We start from the raw sequence: 20402 nt of genomic DNA, 5'->3' as shown, positions 1-20402 counted from the left end.
CGGAACCACCGCACTTGCCGGGTGGGGGACAGTGTCTTCATCACCATGCATCCAGCCAGAAGCATCGTTGCAGTTGGCCGTCGTCCACGATGCTCGTGTCGATGACAGCACGCGGGGCAACGGCTTCCACATGCTTCTGCGCGGCCTCCACGGCGTCGATCGCGTCACGATGCAGCGGAGCAAAGTAGCGGGCAGCCGGACCGTCGTACAGCCCTGCCTGCCTGTCCGCCATAAGGCGCCCCAGGGACGATTCTGCAGCGACGAACGCTTCCCGCGCTCCCCTCGCCTCTTCGGTCTCCTCGGGAAGCGTCAGAGCCGTCCAGCGCTCCGCGATCTTGACCGCCGGAGCGTCGGTCGGTTCCAGCGCCATGACGACGTTGAGCCGACGGCCGACGGCCTCCGTTCGAGTGCGCCGGCGTACGCGGACGCTGGAGCCGGGCAGAGGCCGCGCGCCCGTTCCTCTCGCACTTGTACGAGAAGGAACGGGCGCACGGAAAGTCATCGCGCGCTTACACCCGTCACAGCGCAGCAGGTCAGTGAGGAGGTGAGACGCCTTCCCAGCGCCCGGAAATCCGTCGCCGGCCAGCGGACGGACCTTGCCCGCCGCCACGCCCTGTGCATGCCGCTGACCAGCCTCATCCACCAGCTCCGTGCGCAGGCCGACGCGCTCCCCTGCCTCGTTCCGGTAGGCGACGAGCCGCCGCCCCTCCTTGATCACCTGCCATCCCGCGTAGGCAGGGTGCGAGATGGTCCGGCTCATCGCTGCGTGCCGCCACGCGCCCCCAGACGGTCCCGGAATGCCTCGCGCTTTCACGTCACCGGAGATCGTCCGCGCAGATTCGCCAGCGCTCACTCGCCGGCAGATCTCCTGCACGACTTGGCTGGGTCAGGGTCAGGCACGAGCTGACGGCGCTTGCCGATGATCTCTACGCGGTAGCCGTACGAGGGCTGAGCCGTAACCCACTGCCGCTGCTCGGTGTCCCTCGTACGCGCGGAAAGCTGATCGCTGTATTCCTTTGCGCCCATCGCCCGGTTCAAGATCCGGCGCTTGTCTCGCTCGTTCGCGGAGTCAAGGTTGTTGTCGTACTCAAAGATCAGGCGGCCGGGCTCGGTGCCGTCTGCCGGGTCGATCACGTCGAGGACAGCACGGGCACCCTGGCGAGAGAACCGGTCCACCATGTAGCACCACAGCGCCGAGGTCTCACGGTTCCGTAGCGCTGCCAGCGCTTTGTCGAAATCAGGACGCTTGGCATCCGCCTAATAGCCGGACGCCAGATCTCCCCACACATGACGGACGGTGTAGCCGTTGCGGTCAGCCCAGCGACGCCCGGAGGCCTCCTGCGTGTCGGTGGACTGCTTTCGGTGGTGGTCGACGGCCGCCCGGCGAAGCGCCCCGAGCTGCTGCCGTACGAGGGCTGACCTCCCGCCCCCGGGCCGGGGAATGCCGGGTGCGGCCCCCGGCGTCCCGGCCCGGGGAATGCCGGGAAGAATGCTTGGAGGAACGTACAGCCGGGACCGGGGCGCCGACCTGCGTAAACCGCCAGTAGACTCTCACCACGTGACTGCTGTGTCTGCGAAGCCTCGCATCCCCAATGTCCTGGCCGGCCGCTACGCCTCCGCGGAGCTGGCCGTGCTGTGGTCCCCCGAGTACAAGGTCAAGCTGGAGCGGAAGCTGTGGCTCGCCGTGCTGCGCGCGCAGAAGGACCTGGGGGTGGAGGTCCCCGAGCAGGCGCTCGCCGACTACGAGCGGGTCCTGGAGACCGTCGACCTGGCCTCCATCGCCGAGCGCGAGAAGGTCACCCGGCACGACGTCAAGGCCCGCATCGAGGAGTTCAACGCCCTCGCCGGCCATGAGCAGGTCCACAAGGGCATGACCTCCCGCGACCTGACCGAGAACGTCGAGCAGCTGCAGGTGCGGCTGTCCCTGGAGCTGATGCGGGACCGTACGGTCGCCGTGCTGGCGCGTCTGGGCTCGCTGGCCGGCCAGCACGCCGAACTGGTGCTGGCGGGCCGCTCGCACAATGTCGCCGCGCAGACCACGACGCTGGGCAAGCGCTTCGCGACCGCCGCCGATGAGCTGCTGGTGGCGTACGGCCGGCTGGAGGACCTGCTCTCCCGCTACCCGCTGCGCGGTATCAAGGGCCCGGTCGGCACCGCTCAGGACATGCTCGACCTGCTCGGCGGTGACGCCGCCAAGCTCGCCGATCTGGAGCAGCGGATCGCCGCGCACCTCGGCTTCGGCCAGGCCTTCGTCTCCGTCGGCCAGGTCTACCCGCGCTCGCTCGACTACGACGTGGTCACCTCGCTGGTGCAGCTGGCCGCCGCCCCGTCCTCGCTGGCCAAGACCATCCGGCTGATGGCCGGGCACGAGCTGGTCACCGAGGGCTTCAAGCCCGGCCAGGTCGGCTCCTCGGCGATGCCGCACAAGATGAACACCCGCTCCTGCGAGCGCGTCAACGGTCTGATGGTGATCCTGCGCGGCTACGCCTCGATGGCCGGTGAGCTCTCCGGTGACCAGTGGAACGAGGGCGACGTGTCCTGCTCGGTGGTGCGCCGGGTCGCGCTGCCGGACGCGTTCTTCGCGCTGGACGGCCTGCTGGAGACGTTCCTGACCGTGCTCGACGAGTTCGGCGCCTTCCCCGCCGTCATCGCCCGCGAGCTGGACCGCTACCTGCCCTTCCTCGCCACCACCAAGGTGCTGATGGGTGCCGTACGCGCCGGGGTGGGCCGCGAGGAGGCGCACGAGGCGATCAAGGAGAACGCGGTCGCGTCGGCGCTGGCGATGCGCGAGCAGGGCGTGGAGCGCAACGAGCTGCTGGACAAGCTCGCCGCGGACGCGCGGATCCCGCTGGACAAGGCGCAGTTGGACGCCCTGATGGCGGACAAGCTCTCCTTCACCGGTGCGGCGGCCGACCAGGTGGCGTCCGTCGTCGCCCAGATCGAGGAGATCGCGGGGCAGCACCCGGAGGCCGCGGCCTACACGCCCGGCTCGATCCTCTGACCCGAGGGCCCGTGCGCTTCACCCCCGAAGAGCTGGAAGCCGCTCGCGACCGCCTCGTCCCCGACGTGGCCGCGAGCGGCCTTCGCGTGCTCTTCTGCCACCAATGTCGTGGCCCGGGCGACCGCCAGGGCCGATGAGCTGACCGCCCAGGAGTACCGCGAGGGTGGCCGGCTGCTGGCCGAGAAGGTGGCCCGGCTGCGCCCGCGCCGGCTCGCCGTCGCCGGTGTCACGGCCTATCGCGTCGCCTTCGACGACAAGCACGCGAAGATCGGGCCGCAGGAGCGCACCCTCGGCGACACCCGTATTTGGGCGCTGCCCAACCCGAGTGGGCTCAACGCCCATTGGACGCCGGCGACGCCGGCCGAGGAGTACGGCAGGCTGCGCGCCGCGGCGTTCGCGGCGGACGACGGCGCATAAGGTCGTCCACCGTTCGGCCGTCGGCCATCTTGAAGGCATGTACATGCCTACCCGACGCCTCTACTCTGACGCCGCCCGCGCAGCCCCCACTCCCGTACGGAGACTCCTGTGCCTGCCCTCTCCGAGTCCCCCTCCGCCGCAGCGTCCCCCTCCTCCCACCGCATCCGCCGCTCCCGCCGTCTCGAAGTCACCGCACTCGCCGGGGTGTTCGCCCTCGCCGGCACCGGGCTCGGCGTCTGGGCGGGCAACGGCTTCGGCGCCGAACCGGCCGTGGCCGCCCTGCCGACCCCCGACCACGTGGTCGTGGTGGTCTTCGAGAACCACGCCTACAGCCAGGTGATCGGCAGCTCCGGCGCCCCCTACATCAACTCCCTGGCCTCCGGGGGCGCCAGTCTCACCGCCTCCTACGCCGAGACCCACCCCAGCCAGCCCAACTACTACGCGCTCTTCTCCGGTGACACCCAGGGCGTCACCGACGACAGCTGCGTCGACCCGGGCTTCAGCGACGCCCCCAACCTCGCCTCCGAGGTGACGGCGGCCGGCAAGTCCTGGGCGAGCTACAACGAGTCGCTGCCGTCCGAGGGCTCCACCACCTGCAAGAGCGGCACATACGCGCAGAAGCACAACCCGTGGTTCGGCTTCGGCAATGTCTCCACCGGCTCGGCGCACACCTTCGACGCCTTTCCCACCGACTTCTCGAAGCTGCCGACCGTGTCCTTCGTCGTGCCGAACCTGTGCAGCGATATGCACGACTGCTCGGTGTCCAGCGGCGACACCTGGCTGAAGGACCACCTCAAGAGCTATGCGGACTGGGCGAAGACCCACAACAGCCTGCTGCTGCTCACCTTCGACGAGGACGACCGGCTCAGCGGAAACCGCATCCCGACCGTGCTCTACGGCCAGCCGGTGAAGGCGGGCGCCACCTCCGCCACCACCTACAACCACTACGACGTCCTGCGCACCCTCGAGGACATGTACGGCACCTCACACGCGGGCAACGCCGCAGGCGCCAAGGACATCAGCGGCATCTGGGCCGGCTGACGTGTACCTCGCGGACCGCCGCTCCGCCCCCTCGGCCTCCGCGCCGCCGCGTGACCGGCGCGCCACGACGGACCGCCGTCCGCTTCGGCGCGCCGTATCCGCCCTCCCCCCGACAGTGCTCGTACTGGGCACCGTCAGCCTCATCACGGACATCTCCTCGGAGATGGTCACCGCCGTGCTCCCGCTCTACCTCGTCTCCGAACTCGGGCTTTCTCCTTGGGGGTTCGGGGTGCTGGACGGGGTCTACAACGGGGTGAGCGCGCTGGTCCGGCTGGTGGGGGGCCGGTTGTCGGACCGGGGCGGGGGCGGCGGCCACAAGACGGTGGCCGCGGTGGGGTACGGGCTCTCCGCGCTGTGCAAACCGCTGTTGCTGATGGTGCACTCGTTGCCGTTGATCGGGGCGGTGCTGGCGATGGACCGCACCGGCAAGGGTCTGCGGACCGCGCCGCGGGACGCGATGATCTCCCTGGCCGCCGAACCGGCCGTCCGGGGCCGGGCGTTCGGGGTGCACCGGGCCATGGACACGGCAGGCGCGCTGTGCGGGCCGCTGGTGGCGTTCTTGCTGCTGCGGGTGGCGGCGGAAGGCTACGACGCGGTCTTCACGGTCAGCTTCTGTGTGGCCGTGCTGGGTGTGGTCGTCCTTGTGCTGTTCGTCCCGCGCCGCCTCCCGGATGCCGCGCAGGCCACCGGCGTCCGGGCCCCGGCCGGGCCCCGGACGCCGGTGCGCGCCCTGCTGGCACGGCCGGAGGTGCGCCGGCTGACCGGGTGTGCGGTGCTGCTGGGGCTGACGACCGTCAGCGACTCCTTTCTGTATCTGACCCTGCAGCGGCGGCTCGATCTGCCGACGGGCTGGTTCCCGCTGCTTCCGCTGGGCACGGCCGCGGCGTTCTTGCTGCTGGCGGTGCCGTTGGGGGCCGTCGCCGACCGGATCGGCCGCCGGCGGCTGTTCCTTGCCGGGCATCTGGCGCTGCTGGGCGCTTACGGGCTGCTGCTGGTGCCGTCGGCCGGCGGTGCGGCCCTGGTCTGTGCCGTGCTGGTGCTGCACGGCTCGTTCTATGCGGCGACCGACGGAGTGCTGGCGGCGGCGACCGCCGATGCGGTGCCCGAGGACGCCCGCGGCAGTGGTCTGGCCGTGGTGCAGACCGGCCAGACCGCCGCCCGGTTCGTCTGCTCCCTCGCCTTCGGCGCCGCCTGGACGGCCTGGGGTGACCGCACCGCCGTCCTGACCGCCGTCATCGGTCTGGCGCTCGCCGCGGCCGTCAGCGCCTTCCTTCTGCGCCGTGCCGTCCCGGCGCCGGCCTCGAATTCCCCCGCAAAGGACGCACGGTGAGCCGCATCCCCGGGAGCCGTACTCCCCTGAGCCGCACCCCCCTGAGCCGCGGCGCACGCCTGGTCCTCCTGCTCGTCACCGTGCTCGTGCTCGGCGGGGTCGCCGTCGGCGCGACGCTGCACGCCGCGGGGCGCGCCGCCCGCAAGGAGCACACCCAGGCGGGCGGCCCCGCGGTGGCCTCCGGTGCCGTACGCCTGGACGACCCGCACCACAGCCTGTTCCGCACCATGGCCTGGGGCCCGCACCGCGACGAGATCACCGCCGTCCCGGCCGGCCGGCTCACCGGCCCGCGCACCGCATCCGGCGTCCGCTGCCTGCGCTTCCACGCGGCCGCCGGCACCGGCCTCTGCCTCCAGGCGGTCCACGGCACGCTCCGCGACACCTACCGGGCCGTGATCCTCGACAAGCGCCTGCGCCCGCTGCGCCACTACGGCCTGGCCGGCACCCCCACCCGCGGCCGGGTCTCCCCCAGCGGCCGTACCGTCGCCTGGACGATATTCGTCAGCGGGGACTCCTACGCGGGTACCGCCTTCTCCACCCGTACCTCCGTCGTCGACACCCGCGGCCGGCATCTGGACGCCAACCTGGAGACCTATGCCCTGACCGTCGACGGGCGGCCGGTGCACGCGGCCGATGTGAACGTCTGGGGCGTCACCTTCGCCGACGACACCCACTTCTACGCCACCGCCGCCACGGCCGGAAGGACCTACCTCGTCCGCGGCAACCGCACCACCCGCACCCTCCGGGCGCTGCACCCCAACGTCGAATGCCCCTCGCTCTCCCCCGACGGCACCCGGCTCGCGTACAAGAAGCGCGTCAAGGGCGCGGACCCCAATGCTCCGTGGCGTTTGTTCGTCCTCGATCTGCGCACCTTGCACGAGAGGGCGACCGGCGAACACCGCAACGTCGACGACCAGGCCGTCTGGCGCGACAACCACACTCTCGTCTACTCCCTGCCGGGCGACTTCGGCTCGGACCTGTGGACCGTCCCCGCCGACGGCACCGGCGCCCCGCACCGGCTCGTCACCGCGGCGCTCGCCCCCGTCTTCCCCCGCTGACACCGCGGCACGGTATCCGCGTCCGCAGCCGCGTCACCTCCCCTCCCCCACCGCCACCAGCAGTTGGAAGGGCAGCTCCCGGTCACCCTGCCCCACACCCACCCCGATCCACCGGCCCTGCACCCGCCAGCCGTGCATCCGCGGGACATATCCGCACAGCGTGTCCAGCGGCGGCGGGACGGGCAGGCCCCTCGCCGACCGTTCCAAGCAGGCGGTGAGATCGAGCGTTTCGGGCTCGCCCCACCGTAACGACAGCGCCTGTACCAGCACCGTCAGCTCGGCCTCGAACTCCTCCGCGGCCTCGGCCACCTCGACGAGGTCCGCGTCCCAGAAATTCTGGCTGACCCGCAGACCGGCTATGTGGAACCCCGGCCCGCTCTCGACCATGGCGGACCGGGCCCGCACAGCGGGGAAATCCCGGAGCCGCAACCGGTCGATGGTGGCCAGATACGTGTCAGCGGTCATGCCGTCAGTAAACCGCCCGGGTCTGACAATTGACTCTCCCCCGCCGTGCGGCCGCGGTGGGGCGCCCCGGCGGGAGCGCCGGTGCCGGGGTCATGTCGCCGCCGTAAGACCGTTGATCATGCGGTCGAGAAGGCGGTCGAAAACGGCTTGCGGGGCCGGGTCGTTGCCCGTCTCCTCCAGCGCGTCGGCGAGATGGGGAAAGCTGCCGGCGGCGGCAGCGGTCTTGAGGTAGCGGGCCTGTGCATCGAGGAGTTCGCCGGAGGTGCGGCCGGCCGCCTCGACCGCCCGTTCCTGGGCGAGTTCGTACAGGACGTGGCTGGCCACGAAGCCGGTGAGCAGGCTGAAGGTCTCCAGCCTCGCCCGGGCATCGAGGCCGGCGGGGGCGAGGGCGGCGAGGGTGTACTCCCATACGGCGAGGGTGTTCGGGCCGAGCGTCTGCTGCGCGGGCAGGGCGCCCGGCAGCCAGGGGTGGCGGTGCATGATCGCGCGCTGCTCGTGGGCGATCCGCCGGAGGTCGGCGCGCCAGTCGCCGGAGGGCTCGGGCGGCAGCCGGTGGTCGCCGCCGACCTGGTCGATCATGAGCTCCAGCAGCGTCTCCTTGTTGGGGACATAGCTGTAGAGGGACATCGTTCCCGCTCCGATCCGGCCCGCGACGGCGCGCATCGTGACCGCGGCGAGCCCTTCGGTGTCGGCGAGGGCAACGGCCTCGGCGGTGATCGCGGCGCGGTCGTGCGCCGGGGGCCTGCCCCGTCGCGGGCGTTCGGCCCGCGACCAGAGCAACTCGGGATCCACACCGGCACGACGCCCTGACGAGCCTCCTGTACGGGCCACGGCAACCTCTCCTCTGTCCTGGTGCCATCCCACCACACGCTATTCTCGTACAACGTACTGGAAATATGGCGGAGCCCGCTCCAGGAATCGAGGCACCATGACGACGACCACGCACCACGCGTCCGCGAAGCAGCCGCCCCTGCACATACGCGCCCTGCGGCGCACCTTCCGGGGGCTGCCGCCCAAGCTCCACGACATCGCCTACGAACCCGGCCTCGCGGTCCCCGCGGCCGACGGCAGCGCACTGCTGACCGACCACTACTTCCCCCTGGCCGAGGGCGACTTCCCGACGCTCCTGGTCCGCTCGCCGTACGGCCGGGGCTTCCCCTGGGCGCCGATGTACGGCGTGCTCTTCGCCGAACAGGGCTTCCACGTCGTCCTGCAGAGCTGCCGCGGCACCGGAGGGTCGGGCGGCACCTTCGACCTGTGGCGCCACGAGGCCGCCGACGGCCGGGCCACCGTCGACTGGCTGCGCCGGCAGTCCTGGTTCACGGGCGCGCTGGGCACGATCGGCGCCAGCTACCTCGGCTACGTCCAGTGGGCGCTCGCCGCGGACCCGCCGCCGGAACTGCGCGCGATGGTGATCCAGATCGGCCTGCACGACCTGCACGGCTACTTCCACCCCGGCGGCGCCTTCGCACTGGAGAGCACGCTTGCCACCTCCATGGGCATGGTGCACAAGCACCGGGGCACGCTGAGGTTTCTGTCGGCCGCACTACGGCTGCTGCGCCACTTCCGCACCATCACGCGCGCCCTTCCGCTCGGCACGGCCTATGTGCCCGGCCTCGGCGGAAGGGTGCCGTTCCTGGAGGAGGCGATGACCCACCCCGAGCCGGAGGACGCGCACTGGCACGGGGCGGACCTGGGGTCCGTGGCCGAAAACCTGAGGGTGCCGACCAGCCTGATCACCGGCTGGCACGACGTGGCCCTCGACCAGACCCTGCAGCAGTACGACAGGCTGCGGCGGGCCGGCTGCGACCGCAGCCTCCTCGTCGGCCCCTGGACGCACAACTCCGCCATGCAGCAGGGCTGGCCCGAGGTCTTCGCCGAAAGCCTGGCCTGGCTGCGGGCCCACCTGTGCGACGATCCGAGCGGCCTGCGAACCACGAAGGCGCGGGTGCACGTGGCCGGCCGGGAGACATGGCAGGACCTCCCCGACTGGCCCCCGGCGACGACGGCCCACCACTGGTACCTCGACGGCGACGGCACCCTGCGCCCCCGGATGCCCGAGAACGCCCCGGCGCCGGTTTCCTTCCGCTACGACCCGGCCGATCCCACGCCCTCGGTCGGCGGCCCCCTGCTGTCCGGCAAGGCCGGGTATCAGGACAACACCACGCTGGAGGCCAGGGACGACGTCCTGACCTTCACCACCGCACCGCTCACCGAGCCGGTACACCTCCTCGGGCCGGTCGGCGTGGAACTACGGGTCACCACGGACACCGGTCACGCCGATGTGTTCGCCCGGCTCTGCGACGTCGACGACCGGGGCCGCTCGACCAACGTCTGCGACGGGCTGCGACGCCTGCGGCCCGGCCCCACCACGGACACCACCGGAGCCACCCCGGCTGCCGTCACGGTGCCGATGAGTTCCACCGCCTACTCCGTCCCCGCCGGACACCGGATCCGCCTGCAGGTCAGCGGCGGCGCCCACCCACGCTTCGCCCGCAACACCGGCACCGGCGAGCCTCCGGCGACGGCCACCCGGCTCCTACCTGCCGAGGTCTCGCTCCACCACCCGTCCCGGCTCGTCCTTCCGGTCGCGGGCGAAGAGTTCACCGGCGCCGACGGTGCCAACCCTGAACGCTGACGGAGCACCGGCGCCTTCGCCCCCTGCCTCCTGCGTTGCCTTTCCACCGGTGAAGGCGCCCCGCCTCCGCTCCCTCCCGGGCGCGCGCCGGGCCGGGCCCCTGCGTCCGCCCGGCGCCCCCGTGGGGCTCGCCGCCCCTCCGGTGACCGGCTACGATCCGCCACACACGCGAAGTGAGGGAGACGGACGTTGGGGCGGCTCACCGGCGGGGACCCCTCCCTGCTGCGACGGATCAACTCCGCCGTGGTGCTGCATGCGCTGCGCGCCGCGGACTCCCCCACGCTCACCCACCTCGTCCAGGTGACGGGGCTGTCCCGGCCGACGGTCGAGGGCGTGGTCGAAGGGCTCATCGAGACCGGCCTGGTGGCCGAGGCGGCCGCCGAGGAAGGCGGGACCCGCCGCCAGGGACGGCCGGCCCGCCGGTTCCGGTTCCGTACGGAGGCCGGGCATCTGCTGGGCATCGAGATCGGCCCGCACCGCGTCGCGGCCCTGCTGGCCGATCTGAGCGGCCGGGTGCTGGACACCGCGCAACGCCCCGTGAAGGAGAGCGCACCGCCCGACGAGCGGCTGGAGCGGGTCCGCGCCGTGGTGGCGGAGCTGCTGCGCCGCACGGGCGTGCCCCGGTCTTCGCTGCGGGCCGTCGGGGTGGCCGGCCCCGGCATCGTGGAGGCGGACGGCACCGTACGGCTGAGCACGGCGCTGCCCGGCTGGACGGGTCTGCCGCTCGGTGAGCGGCTGCGGCGCTCGTTCCGCTGCCCGGTGCTGGTCGAGAACGACGCGAACGCCGCCGCCGTGGCCGAACACTGGCAGGGCGCGGCCATCGGCTCCGATGACATCGTTTTCGTGCTGGCCGGACTCAGCCCGGGAGCCGGCTCGCTGATCGGCGGACGCCTGCACCGCGGATTCGGCGGGGCGGCCGGGGAGATCGGCGCCCTGCACCTGCTCGGCCGTGAAGCGACACCGGAGAGGCTGCTGTCGACGACCGGCACGCCGCTGCACCCCCTGGACGAGGCACAGGTCGCGGCGGTCTTCGCGGCGGCGCGGGAGGGGGACGCTCAGGCCCGCGAGGCGGTCGACCGTTTCCTGCGGCGGCTGGTGCACGATGTCGCGGCCCTGGTGCTGGCACTCGACCCGGAGCTGGTGGTGATCGGCGGCTGGGCGGCGGGGCTGGACGGCGTACTGGAGCCGCTGCGCGCGGAGTTGGCGCGCTATTGCCTGCGTCCGCCGCAGGTCGCCCTGTCCCGGCTGGGCGAGGCGGCGGTCGCCACCGGGGCGCTGCGGCTCGCGCTCGATCATGTGGAGGGCGAACTCTTCGCGGTGGAGAACACGGTGACGGAACGCCCCACGCGCCGCGACGCGGTGCCGGGCCGCCGCTGACCACCACGGACCAGTACTGACGGCCGCCGGCCGCCGCAGCCTGTACGGCACAGCGCCGGGGCCCGCGGCGCACAGCAGGCCCCGCCCGGCCACCGCGCTGCGTACGGCCGCACGCACACGGGCCCCACCGGACCGCAGTCCGGCAGAGCCCGTACCTCAGCCGTCGGGCGGCTCAGCCCGCGAGCAAAGCGACCGCGTCGCTCTCCCCGAAGGTCAGCCGGCAGGTGTCCGCGCGGTAGGTGGAGACCGCGACGGCGGTCGTACGGCCCCCGGAGACATAGCGGGTGGTGACCAGGAGGACGGGCGCGCCGGGGAGCCGGTCCAGTTGCCTGGCGTCCTCCGCACGCGCCGAGCCGAGCTCGACGGTACGGTCCTGGGCGTCCAGCTCCAGCGTCTGGAGCGCGTGCAGCACCGCGCGGGCCCGGTCCGGGGCGTCGAGCGAGTCGGCCGGGGCGCACTCCGGGAGCGCGGCCGCCGGGACGTACAGCAGCTCGGCGGCCACCGGCCGGCCGTGCGTGACCCGGCTGCGGCGCACGATGTGCACCGGGTCGCCGGGGGCGGTCGCCAGCAGTCCGGCCACCGCGGCGGGCACCGTATCGCTCTCGACGGCGTCGAGCGGCTGCCAGTCGTCACCGGGGGCGCCGGGCCAGGTGTGGCGGACGGGGTCGACGGCGACGCCGATCCTGGGCGGTGCGACGGTGGTGCCCACACCGCGGCGACGCTGGAGTCTGCCTTCCAGCTCCAGCTGTTCGAGCGCCTGCCGCAGCGTGGCCCGGGCGACGCCGAACCGCGCGGCCAGCTCACGCTCGTTGGGCAGAATCTCGCCGACCGTGAACTCCGAGTCCAGCGCCTCGCTGAGCACGGTCTTGAGGTGCCAGTACTTCGGCTCCGGCACCGTTTCGAGCTGCGTGGTCCCCACCCTGTCCTCCGCACTGGCCGCTACCGGGGTGCGCCCCGTGTGGGGCTCGGGCCCACCCCCGAGGCGCCGCCTTCGCGAGCCCGCCTGCACGCCCGCTTCTTCACGGGCCGCCTGCACGCCCGATAATGAGCGTTTCTTTATGAAAGGTTGTTGCAGTATCCCGACGATATGGCCGCCCCCACCCTTGGTCAAGACCAATCCGGCATCCGTTTCGGATCGGCACAACCGCCCGTAGCAGCCGCCTGTACCGGCCACCCCGGCCGTGTGGCCTGCCGTGCCTCGCCTACTCGTCCCGGCGGCCCCATACCGCGCAGTAGCCACACCTGGCATCGTGTCAGCGCACGCCCGGGACCACCGCACGTACCGCACCCCCGAGGAGTTCTGATGGCCACCCCGGTCTCCTTCGCCCGTGTCACCCCCGAGGACCGGCCGCCGTTCACGGTCGCCTACGAGCGCAAGGGCGCGGGCGACCCCGTCGTCCTGTTGCACGGTATTGGCCACCATCTCCAGGCCTGGCGCCCGGTGTGCGACATCCTGGCCGCCTCCCATGAGGTCATCGCCCTCGATCTGCCGGGCTTCGGCGCCTCCCCCGCGCTGCCCGGTGGTTCCTCCTACGCGTTGTCGTCGGTCGTCCCGCTGCTCATCGCGGCGTTCGAGGAGCTCGGGGCCAGCCGCCCGCATGTGGTGGGGAACTCGCTGGGCGGGCTGCTCGCCCTGGAGCTGGGCCGCGCGCGGGCCGTCCGGTCCGTCACCGCGCTCTCGCCCGCGGGCTTTTGGACCCGGGCCGAGCGGCGGTACGCCTTCGGCGTGTTGCGCGGTATGTACGCCGGGGCGCAGGCGCTGCCCGAGCCGGTGGTGGAGACCCTGGCCCGCACCGCACTCGGCCGCGCTTCCCTGACCGGCACCATCTACGCCCACCCCGGCCGTCGTTCGGCCGCGGCCGTCGTGGCGGAGACCCGGGCGCTGCGCGAGGGGCCCGGCTTCGCGCCGACGCTGGCGGCCGGCCGGGGGGTGCGGTTCACCACCGATGTGCCGGACGTCCCGGTGACGATCGGCTGGGGCAGCCGGGACCGCCTGCTGCTCCCCCGTCAGGGCGTACGCGCCAAGCACACGATTCCGGGCGCGCGGCTGGTACGGCTGCCGGGCTGCGGACATGTGCCGATGCACGACGATCCGGCGCTGGTGGCGCGGGTCATCCTCGACACCGTCGGCCAGGGCACCCCCTAGCGGGTCCGCCGGCTTCCCCTGGCCCGCGGCGGCGCGTACCCAAGCCGTAAACGTCCCTGCGACATCCTGGCGATCAGCCGGGGGTCTTGCGACCATGGCCCGGTCCGTTGGGTCGCGGGGCCGTAGGGGACCGAAGACCAACCCCGCCGACGGGCGGATCGCGCAGACGAACGGGCCGCTGTTCACCGTCCGTTCGGCTGCCGGGCACCGGACAGCGATACGAACGGGGCGGCAGTGAAGTCGGGCGAGGCATGGAGGTTGGAGATGGCGCACGGATCCGGCGGCGGCTTCGGACGGCGGTCGCTGCTGCAGGGCGCGGCGGCCGGCTCGGCGGCACTGGCGCTGCCCGCACTCTCCTGTGCCGCACCGGCGCAGGCCCGCAGCGGGCGGCCGAGCGCCGACTGGGGCGTGCAGGTCGGGGATGTCACCACCTCGTCGGGCCTGGTGTGGGTACGGTCCGACCGGCCGGCCCGGATGGTGGTGCAGACCGCGGCCACCGAGTCGTTCCGTAACGCCAGGACCTGGCACGGCCCGGTGACCGGGGCGGGGACGGACTTCACCGGCGTGACCTCGCTGCACGGCCTGCCGCCCGGTGAACAGATCCACTACCGGGTGCTGCTCGCCGACCCGGACGATCCCCGGCGGTCCGGCGAGCCGGTCACCGGCACCTTCCGCACGGCGCCCGCGGGCCGCACCTCCACGGACGCCGGGAGAGATTCCGGCCGGGCCGGTGACGGGCGGCGGGACGGCGTGCGCTTCCACTGGTCCGGTGATCTGGCCGGGCAGGGCTGGGGCATCAACCCGGACCGCGGCGGCTATCGCATCTATGAGGACATGCGACGCCGGAATCCGGACTTTTTCCTGTGCAGCGGCGACAACATCTACGCCGACAGTCCGATCCCCGAGCGGGTGACGCTCCCGGACGGCCGGATCTGGCGGAATGTGACGACCGAGGAGAAGGCGAAGGTCGCCGAGACGCTGGCGGAGTTCCGCGGCGCGTTCCGCTACAACCTGCTGGACGACCACCTGCGCCGCTTCAACGCCCAGGTGCCGACGATCACCCAGTGGGACGACCACGAGGTGCACAACAACTGGTATCCGGGGCAGCTGCTCGACGACGACCGGTACACCGTGAAGGAGACGGATGTGCTGTCCGCGCGCTCGCTGCGCGCGTTCAGCGAGTATTTCCCGATCCGGACGCTGCGGCCCGACCGGGGTGGCCGGGTCTACCGCGTCGTGCACCACGGCCCGCTGCTCGATGTGTTCGTACTGGACATGCGCCGCTACCGGAACGCCAATTCGCCGGACCGGCAGACCGACGACCCGCAGGGCATTCTCGGGGCCGAGCAGCTGCGCTGGCTCAAACGCGAGCTGTCCCGCTCGTCCGCGGTGTGGAAGGTGATCGCCTCCGATATGCCGCTGGGGCTGGTCGTGCCGGACGGCAAAACCAACTTCGAGGCGGTGGCCCAGGGGGATCCGGGCGCTCCCCTGGGGCGCGAGCTGCAGCTGGCCGAGCTGCTGCGGCACATCAAGCACGACCGGGTGACCGGCACGGTATGGCTGACGACGGACGTCCACTACACCGCGGCGCAGCACTACGCGCCGGAGCGGGCCGCGTTCAAGGACTTCGCGCCGTTCTGGGAGTTCGTGTCGGGCCCGCTGAACGCGGGCGGATACCCGGCGGTGAAGCTGGACGGAACATTCGGGCCCGAGCAGCCGTTCATCAAAGCGCCGGACCGTGCCAACACCTCTCCCGCGGAGAGCCCGCAGTACTTCGGCGAGATCGATATCGACGGAGGAAGCGGGGAGATGACGGTGCGGCTGCGTCGGGAGGGCGGCGAGGCGTTGTTCAGCAAGGTGCTGCAACCGGGACAGGTAGGACAGTAGAGGCCAATGCGTCGATTGCGTCTTTTACCCGTCGGACACAAGGTGTTGGCGATCAGGCAACACCTGTGCGCAAGGCTGGTGTGCATGACTGAAGCATCCTCTGCCCGTGCCACCCGCCGTCATCACTGGCGGCGGGACGTCGTCGAGCTGGCCGCCCTCTTCAGCGCCGTGGCGGGGGCCGACGTCCTGGCCCACACCATCGCGCACGACCCGTCGGGTCCCGTCATGCTGTGCTCCGCCGCGGTCGCCCTCCTGGCCGTGGCCGGCTTCCACGTCTGGTGGTCACGACGCCACGAAAACGCCCCGCCGCCGACCGATACCGGCGCCACGGCGGCGTCCCCGTCCGGACCGGCCCCCGGGGCCGGCGGGCAGGAGACGGTGCTGTGGCGGATGCGGACCACGGTCCGGGACGAGCCCGGCAGCCTGGCCGTGCTGTGCACGGCGCTGGGCGCGCGGCGGGTGGACATCCTCAGCCTGCAGACCCACCCGCTGTCCGAGGGCACGGTCGACGAGTTCCTGCTGCGCGCGCCCGCCGCGCTGACGTCCGCAGAGCTGACCCGCACGGTCACCGAAGCGGGCGGCACGCACAGCTGGCTGGAGCGGGCCGATGCGCACGACCTCGTCGATGCGCCGACCCGGATGCTGGGTCTGGCGACCCGGACCGCCCTGGACTCCGCCGAACTCCCCCTGTCGCTACGCCAGTTGCTGGGACGCTGCACGATACGTTCGGTGCCCGCGCGCTGGCTGCGCGGGCAGCCGCTCGCGGAGCAGGTGCCCACGGGGGGCGTGCTGGAGAAGCACCGCATGAAATTCCGCGACCCCTCCGGGGGCTCGCTCACCATTGAAAGGCCGCAATTGCCGTTCACCCCCGCCGAGTTCGCCCGGGTACGCGCCCTGGTCGACCTGGACGCCAGACTCGGCCAGCGGGTGCCCCCGCGGCGTGATGTGCTGACGCTTCCCGAGGGCAACGAGATCACGGTCCGCCGCGCCGACACCTCCGATCTGCCCGCGGCCCGCGAGATGCACGACCGCTGCTCCCCGAAGACCCTGGGGCTGCGCTACCACGGCCCGGTCGGTGATGCGGACCGCTATCTCGGCCATCTGCTCAGCCCGCGGTTCGGCCGCACCCTGGCGGTGGAGACGGCATCCGGCCGGCTGGTGGCGCTGGGACACCTGCTGTGGGACGGCGACGAGACCGAGGTCGCCCTGCTGGTCGAGGACGCCTGGCAGCAGCGCGGCATCGGCGCCGAGCTGCTGCGCCGGCTGCTGACGATGGCGGCCGAAACCGGCTGCGAGAGTGTCTATGCGATCACCCAGTCCTCCAACACCGGCATGGTGGCGGCGATGCGTGGACTCGGACTGCCGCTCGACTACCAGATCGAGGAAGGCACGCTGGTGATCACCACCCGCCCCGCGGACATGCCCGCCCGGCGGGAGACCCCGCAGAGCGTATGGGTCCAGGACGGCACGGGGCGCCGCTGAGCACCACCCCGTGGTGCCCGGCCGGGCGTGCCGACGCCCGGCCGGCGCCCCCGCAACCGGACCTCCCGCCTCCGGACGAGAGCGCAAAGCGTCAGCAACGTACCGTCTCTTGGTGGTGACGCGGCGGGGCCATCCGTACGAGGATGGACGTATGTCCCACACCACTACTTCCGGGGGCGGCCCGCTGCCCCGCCAGGTCGCCGATGCCCATGTCGACGCCCTCGTCGACCTGGACCCGATCACCGGCACCTTCCTCGGCATCGCCGAGAGCTCCGGCAAGCTCCCCGACTTCTCACCGACGGGCCAGGAAGCGGTGGCCCAGCTCGCCCGGACGACGCTGGAGAAGCTGGCCGAGGCCGAGTCCCGGCCCGGCGCGGAGCAGGCCGCCGAGCAGGTCTGCGCCCGGCTGCTGCGCGAGCGGCTGACCGCCGAGCTGGCGGTGCACGAAGCGGGCGAGGGTCTGCGCACGGTCAGCAACCTCAGCTCGCCGCTGCACCACGTCCGTGAGGTCTTCACGGTCACCCCGGCCGAGACGGAATCGGACTGGGCGGCGATCGCCCAGCGGCTGCGGGCCGTACCCGCCGCGCTGGAGGGCTACCGCGCCGCACTCGACGCCGGCCTGAAGCGCGATCTGCCCGCCGGACCGACCCAGGTCCGCACCGTCATCGGCCAGTTGGACGAATGGATCGGCACCGACCGCGGCTGGTTCGCCGAGTTCACCGACCCGGGCCCGGAGGCCCTGCGCGCCGAACTGACCGAGGCCGCCGGCGTGGCGACCGGCGCCCTGGTGGAGCTCCGCGACTGGTTCCGTGACAGCTATGCCCCGGCCGTCGAGGGCGCACCGGACGTGGTGGGCCGGGAGCGCTACGCCCGGCTCGCCCGCTACTTCAACGGCGCCGACGTCGACCCGGACGAGGCGTACGCGTACGGCTGGTCCGAGTTCCACCGGCTGCTCGCCGAGATGGAGACCGAGGCCGAGAAGGTCCTGCCCGGGGCGAAAACGCCGTGGGAGGCGCTGGCCTGGTGCGATGAGCACGGCGAGGCGATCGAGGGCGTCGAGGAGACCCGGCAGTGGCTCCAGTCCCTCATGGACGAGGCCATCGACGCGCTCGACGGCACCCACTTCGAACTGGCCGAGCGGGTGCGCCGGGTGGAGTCGCGGATCGCCCCGCCCGGTGGCGCCGCCGCCCCCTACTACACCCAGCCGTCGCTGGACTTCTCCCGGCCCGGCCGGACCTGGCTGCCGACGATGGGCGAGACCCGCTTCCCGGCGTACGACCTGGTCTCCACCTGGTACCACGAGGGCGTGCCCGGCCACCACCTCCAGCTGGCGCAGTGGGCGCACGTCGCCGACCAGCTCTCCCGCTACCAGACGACGGTCGGCATCGTCAGCGCGAACGCCGAGGGCTGGGCGCTGTACGCCGAACGGCTCATGGACGAGCTGGGCTTCCTGACCACCGCCGAACGGCGCCTGGGGTATCTCGACGCCCAGATGATGCGGGCGGTCCGGGTCATCATCGACATCGGAATGCATCTGGAGCTGGAGATCCCGGCGGACTCCCCCTTCCATCCGGGTGAGCGCTGGACGCCGCAGCTGGCACACGAGTTCTTCGCCCGGCACAGCAGCCGTCCGGCCGACTTCGTCGAGAGCGAGATCATCCGCTACCAGGGCATGGCCGGGCAGGCGATCGGCTACAAGCTCGGCGAGCGGGTGTGGCTGCAGGGCCGGGAGGCGGCCCGCGCCCGGCACGGCGCGGACTTCGACCTCAAGGCCTGGCACATGGCAGCGCTGTCGCAGGGCTCGCTGGGCCTGGACGATCTGCTCGCCGAGCTGTCGGCGCTCTGATTCCGGCCCGGTGTACGGCGGCCGGCCACCACACCGGGTGGGGTGGCCGGCCGGCACACCGGGTGTTGTGGCCGGCCGCCGCCGTCCGTAGGGTCCGCTGACATGACAGTGGATCCCGCGCCGGACCGGCCGCTCCTTCTGCTCCCCGGCGACCCGCTGCGTCCCCGGCGCACCGATCCGCACTTCGCGGCCGACGCCGCCGCGGCGCAGTCGGCCGGCGCGGTGACCGCGCTGCTCGACCACGAGGCACTGGTCGCCGGGGACGCCGAGGCGGCGGTGGCGCGGGTCCCGCGGGATGCCGGACCGGTCTGGTACCGCGGCTGGATGCTGCCCGCCGGCCGCTATGCCGAGCTGTCCGCGGCGCTCGCCGACCGCGGCGGCCGGCTGCTGACCTCCCCTTCGGCATACCAGCGCGCCCATGAGCTCCCGGGCTGGTACGAGACCTTCCGCGCACTCACCCCGCACAGCGCCTGGCTCCCCTGCGCGCCCGGCCGGGCGCCGGAGCGGGCGGCGCTGGCGGGACTTGCCGACGGGCTCGGCACGCCGGGCCGGCCCCGTCCGCTCGTCGTCAAGGACTGGGTCAAGTCCCGCAAGCACGAATGGAACGAGGCCGCGTTCGTCCCCGACGCGGGCGACACCGAGCAACTGGCCGCGGTCGTCAGCCGCTTCCTCGCCCTCCAGGAAGAGTTCTTGACCGGAGGCGTGGTGCTGCGCGACTTCGAGACCTTCGAGGCGGTGGGCGAGGCGCGGGTGTGGTGGGTGGACGGCGAGCCGGTGCTGACCGGCCCGCACCCCGACACCCCGGGCCTGCGCCCCGTCCCCGATCTCATCCGGGTGGCGCCCGCCGTACGGGAGTTGGGGCTGCGTTTCGTCACCACGGACCTGGCGCTGCGCACCGACGGTGTGTGGCGGGTGGTGGAGGTGGGCGACGGCCAGGTCAGCGGTCTGCCCGCGGGGGTGGACCACCGGCCGCTGTTCGAGGCGCTGGTCACCGCGGGCGCCGGCTACCCGCTGGTGCTCAGGTCCGGCCGGGTGGCGCTGCGGGCACTGCTGCCGGCCACCGCCGCGCTGGTCGCGGACGGCGAGCCCGCGGGGTTCGACTGGATCGACGGCACCCCGGCCGCGGCCACCTCGGGCGGCGCCGGTATCGCCGTACGGGCCGCAGCGGCCGGCCACTACCGGCCCGGCTGGGGCGTCTTCGTCCTGACCGACGCGGCCTCGGGGACGGCGCTCGGCAGCATCGGCTTCCACGGCCCGCCGGACGCCGAGGGCTTCGTGGAGATCGGCTACGACCTCTCCCCGTCCGCCCGCGGCGCCGGCTGGGCGACCGACGCCGCGCGCCTGCTCGCCGGCTGGGCGGCCGCCCACCCCGAGGTGCGGACGGTGTGCGCCCTGACGGAGCCGGAGAACGTCCCGTCCCAGCGGGTGCTGGAACGGGCGGGTTTCCGGTTCTCCGGGCAGCGCGAGGGGCTGTGCGCCTACGAGATCGACGGGTCCTCGGCCACGGCGGGGGCCGAGGCCGCTGTCGGGGCCCGGCCCGGTGCCGGTGCCGGAGACGGGGTCAACGCCGCAAGCCGCCCTCGGAGTTGATGACCTGGCCGGTGATCCAGGGCGCCTCGTCGGTCGCGGGCCAGAGGATCAGCCGGGCCGGGTCGAGCCGCCCGCCGGTCAGCCAGTGACCGCCCGTCCGTGACACCCCCGCCCGGCAAGGCTC

Annotated in this window: 16 protein-coding genes and 2 pseudogenes; 12 read left to right on the top strand and 6 right to left on the bottom strand. The window is 72.7% G+C overall.

The window, feature by feature from the left end; translation table 11 throughout:
* Positions 1–40: 40 nt before the first annotated feature.
* The gene (locus tag CFW40_RS33170; RefSeq protein ID WP_176956300.1) at positions 41–853 is read right to left on the bottom strand and encodes a recombinase family protein; all 813 of its coding nucleotides are present in this window, start codon (positions 851–853) and stop codon (positions 41–43) included.
* Positions 850–1239 (bottom strand): annotated as a pseudogene (locus CFW40_RS33165) (hypothetical protein); the annotation flags it as partial. The gene CFW40_RS33170 and the pseudogene CFW40_RS33165, both read right to left, overlap by 4 nt.
* 328 nt (positions 1240–1567) lie before the next feature.
* Here CFW40_RS33165 and purB point away from each other — a divergent pair.
* The 5 genes and pseudogenes from purB (at position 1568) to CFW40_RS33140 (ending at position 6847) form a co-directional block, all read left to right on the top strand.
* Complete coding sequence (gene purB, locus CFW40_RS33160) at positions 1568–3001, top strand: adenylosuccinate lyase (protein ID WP_088801423.1); 1434 nt, start codon at positions 1568–1570, stop codon at positions 2999–3001.
* 11 nt (positions 3002–3012) lie between these two features.
* Positions 3013–3418, top strand: a pseudogene (locus CFW40_RS33155) (uracil-DNA glycosylase family protein).
* A gap of 162 nt (positions 3419–3580) precedes the next feature.
* The gene (locus CFW40_RS33150; protein ID WP_088802525.1) at positions 3581–4459 is read left to right on the top strand and encodes an alkaline phosphatase family protein; all 879 of its coding nucleotides are present in this window, start codon (positions 3581–3583) and stop codon (positions 4457–4459) included.
* A 1-nt stretch (position 4460) separates the two neighbouring features.
* Positions 4461–5789 (top strand): MFS transporter, encoded by a 1329-nt coding sequence (locus CFW40_RS33145; protein ID WP_088801422.1) that lies wholly within the window; start codon positions 4461–4463, stop codon positions 5787–5789.
* A gap of 41 nt (positions 5790–5830) precedes the next feature.
* On the top strand, positions 5831–6847 hold the full coding sequence (locus tag CFW40_RS33140; protein WP_088802524.1) for a TolB-like translocation protein: 1017 nt from the start codon (positions 5831–5833) through the stop codon (positions 6845–6847).
* A gap of 33 nt (positions 6848–6880) precedes the next feature.
* Here the strand turns inward: CFW40_RS33140 and CFW40_RS33135 are convergent, their stop codons facing one another.
* Positions 6881–7312, bottom strand: a complete 432-nt coding sequence (locus CFW40_RS33135; protein WP_088801421.1) for a hypothetical protein — start codon at positions 7310–7312, stop codon at positions 6881–6883.
* Between the two features lie 90 nt (positions 7313–7402).
* Positions 7403–8143, bottom strand: a complete 741-nt coding sequence (locus CFW40_RS33130) for a TetR/AcrR family transcriptional regulator (RefSeq protein WP_371127042.1) — start codon at positions 8141–8143, stop codon at positions 7403–7405.
* A 97-nt stretch (positions 8144–8240) separates the two neighbouring features.
* On the opposite strand from CFW40_RS33130, the gene CFW40_RS33125 reads away from it, so the two are divergent.
* Both CFW40_RS33125 and CFW40_RS33120 read left to right on the top strand, forming a co-directional pair.
* Positions 8241–9950 carry a CocE/NonD family hydrolase gene (locus CFW40_RS33125; RefSeq protein ID WP_088801419.1) on the top strand — a complete coding sequence of 570 codons (1710 nt, stop codon included), beginning with the start codon at positions 8241–8243 and terminating at the stop codon, positions 9948–9950.
* Positions 9951–10139: 189 nt separating this feature from the next.
* Entirely contained in the window at positions 10140–11327 is a 1188-nt protein-coding gene (locus tag CFW40_RS33120; RefSeq protein WP_088801418.1) for an ROK family transcriptional regulator, read from the top strand.
* A 172-nt stretch (positions 11328–11499) separates the two neighbouring features.
* Here the strand turns inward: CFW40_RS33120 and CFW40_RS33115 are convergent, their stop codons facing one another.
* Positions 11500–12246, bottom strand: coding sequence for a GntR family transcriptional regulator (locus CFW40_RS33115; RefSeq protein WP_088801417.1), 747 nt, complete (start codon positions 12244–12246; stop codon positions 11500–11502).
* A gap of 384 nt (positions 12247–12630) precedes the next feature.
* Here CFW40_RS33115 and CFW40_RS33110 point away from each other — a divergent pair, with 384 nt between their 5' ends.
* The 5 genes from CFW40_RS33110 to CFW40_RS38795 all read left to right on the top strand — a co-directional run bounded on the left by CFW40_RS33110 (position 12631) and on the right by CFW40_RS38795 (position 20278).
* Complete coding sequence (locus tag CFW40_RS33110) at positions 12631–13473, top strand: alpha/beta fold hydrolase (protein WP_088801416.1); 843 nt, start codon at positions 12631–12633, stop codon at positions 13471–13473.
* 264 nt (positions 13474–13737) lie between these two features.
* Positions 13738–15360: an alkaline phosphatase gene (locus CFW40_RS33105; RefSeq protein ID WP_088801415.1), complete on the top strand. Its 1623-nt coding sequence runs from the start codon at positions 13738–13740 to the stop codon at positions 15358–15360.
* Positions 15361–15444: 84 nt separating this feature from the next.
* Positions 15445–16842 carry a GNAT family N-acetyltransferase gene (locus CFW40_RS33100; RefSeq protein ID WP_088801414.1) on the top strand — a complete coding sequence of 466 codons (1398 nt, stop codon included), beginning with the start codon at positions 15445–15447 and terminating at the stop codon, positions 16840–16842.
* Positions 16843–16993: 151 nt separating this feature from the next.
* Positions 16994–18688 (top strand): DUF885 domain-containing protein, encoded by a 1695-nt coding sequence (locus CFW40_RS33095; RefSeq protein WP_088801413.1) that lies wholly within the window; start codon positions 16994–16996, stop codon positions 18686–18688.
* A 102-nt stretch (positions 18689–18790) separates the two neighbouring features.
* Positions 18791–20278: a GNAT family N-acetyltransferase gene (locus CFW40_RS38795; RefSeq protein ID WP_088801412.1), complete on the top strand. Its 1488-nt coding sequence runs from the start codon at positions 18791–18793 to the stop codon at positions 20276–20278.
* On the opposite strand, the gene CFW40_RS38510 is transcribed toward CFW40_RS38795, so the two are convergent.
* Entirely contained in the window at positions 20250–20384 is a 135-nt protein-coding gene (locus CFW40_RS38510) for a hypothetical protein (protein WP_256331142.1), read from the bottom strand. The two genes, CFW40_RS38795 and CFW40_RS38510, sit on opposite strands and share 29 nt — an antisense overlap.
* Positions 20385–20402: the final 18 nt, after the last annotated feature.

Origin of the sequence: Streptomyces sp. 2114.4 (assembly GCF_900187385.1) — a bacterium.
GTDB lineage: Bacteria > Actinomycetota > Actinomycetes > Streptomycetales > Streptomycetaceae > Streptomyces > Streptomyces mooreae.
The sequence above is the reverse complement of the archived record's forward strand: the minus strand, read 5'-3'. Positions and strand labels throughout refer to the sequence as shown.

What these genes read in the sequence shown, in the direction of transcription:
- CFW40_RS33135 (WP_088801421.1), bottom strand. Translation starts at nt 7,312, where the DNA reads ATGACCGCTGACACGTATCTGGCCACCATCGACCGGTTGCGGCTCCGG.
- CFW40_RS33100 (WP_088801414.1), top strand. Translation starts at nt 15,445, where the DNA reads ATGACTGAAGCATCCTCTGCCCGTGCCACCCGCCGTCATCACTGGCGG.
- CFW40_RS33110 (WP_088801416.1), top strand. Translation starts at nt 12,631, where the DNA reads ATGGCCACCCCGGTCTCCTTCGCCCGTGTCACCCCCGAGGACCGGCCG.
- CFW40_RS33095 (WP_088801413.1), top strand. Translation starts at nt 16,994, where the DNA reads ATGTCCCACACCACTACTTCCGGGGGCGGCCCGCTGCCCCGCCAGGTC.
- CFW40_RS33105 (WP_088801415.1), top strand. Translation starts at nt 13,738, where the DNA reads ATGGCGCACGGATCCGGCGGCGGCTTCGGACGGCGGTCGCTGCTGCAG.
- CFW40_RS33125 (WP_088801419.1), top strand. Translation starts at nt 8,241, where the DNA reads ATGACGACGACCACGCACCACGCGTCCGCGAAGCAGCCGCCCCTGCAC.
- CFW40_RS38795 (WP_088801412.1), top strand. Translation starts at nt 18,791, where the DNA reads ATGACAGTGGATCCCGCGCCGGACCGGCCGCTCCTTCTGCTCCCCGGC.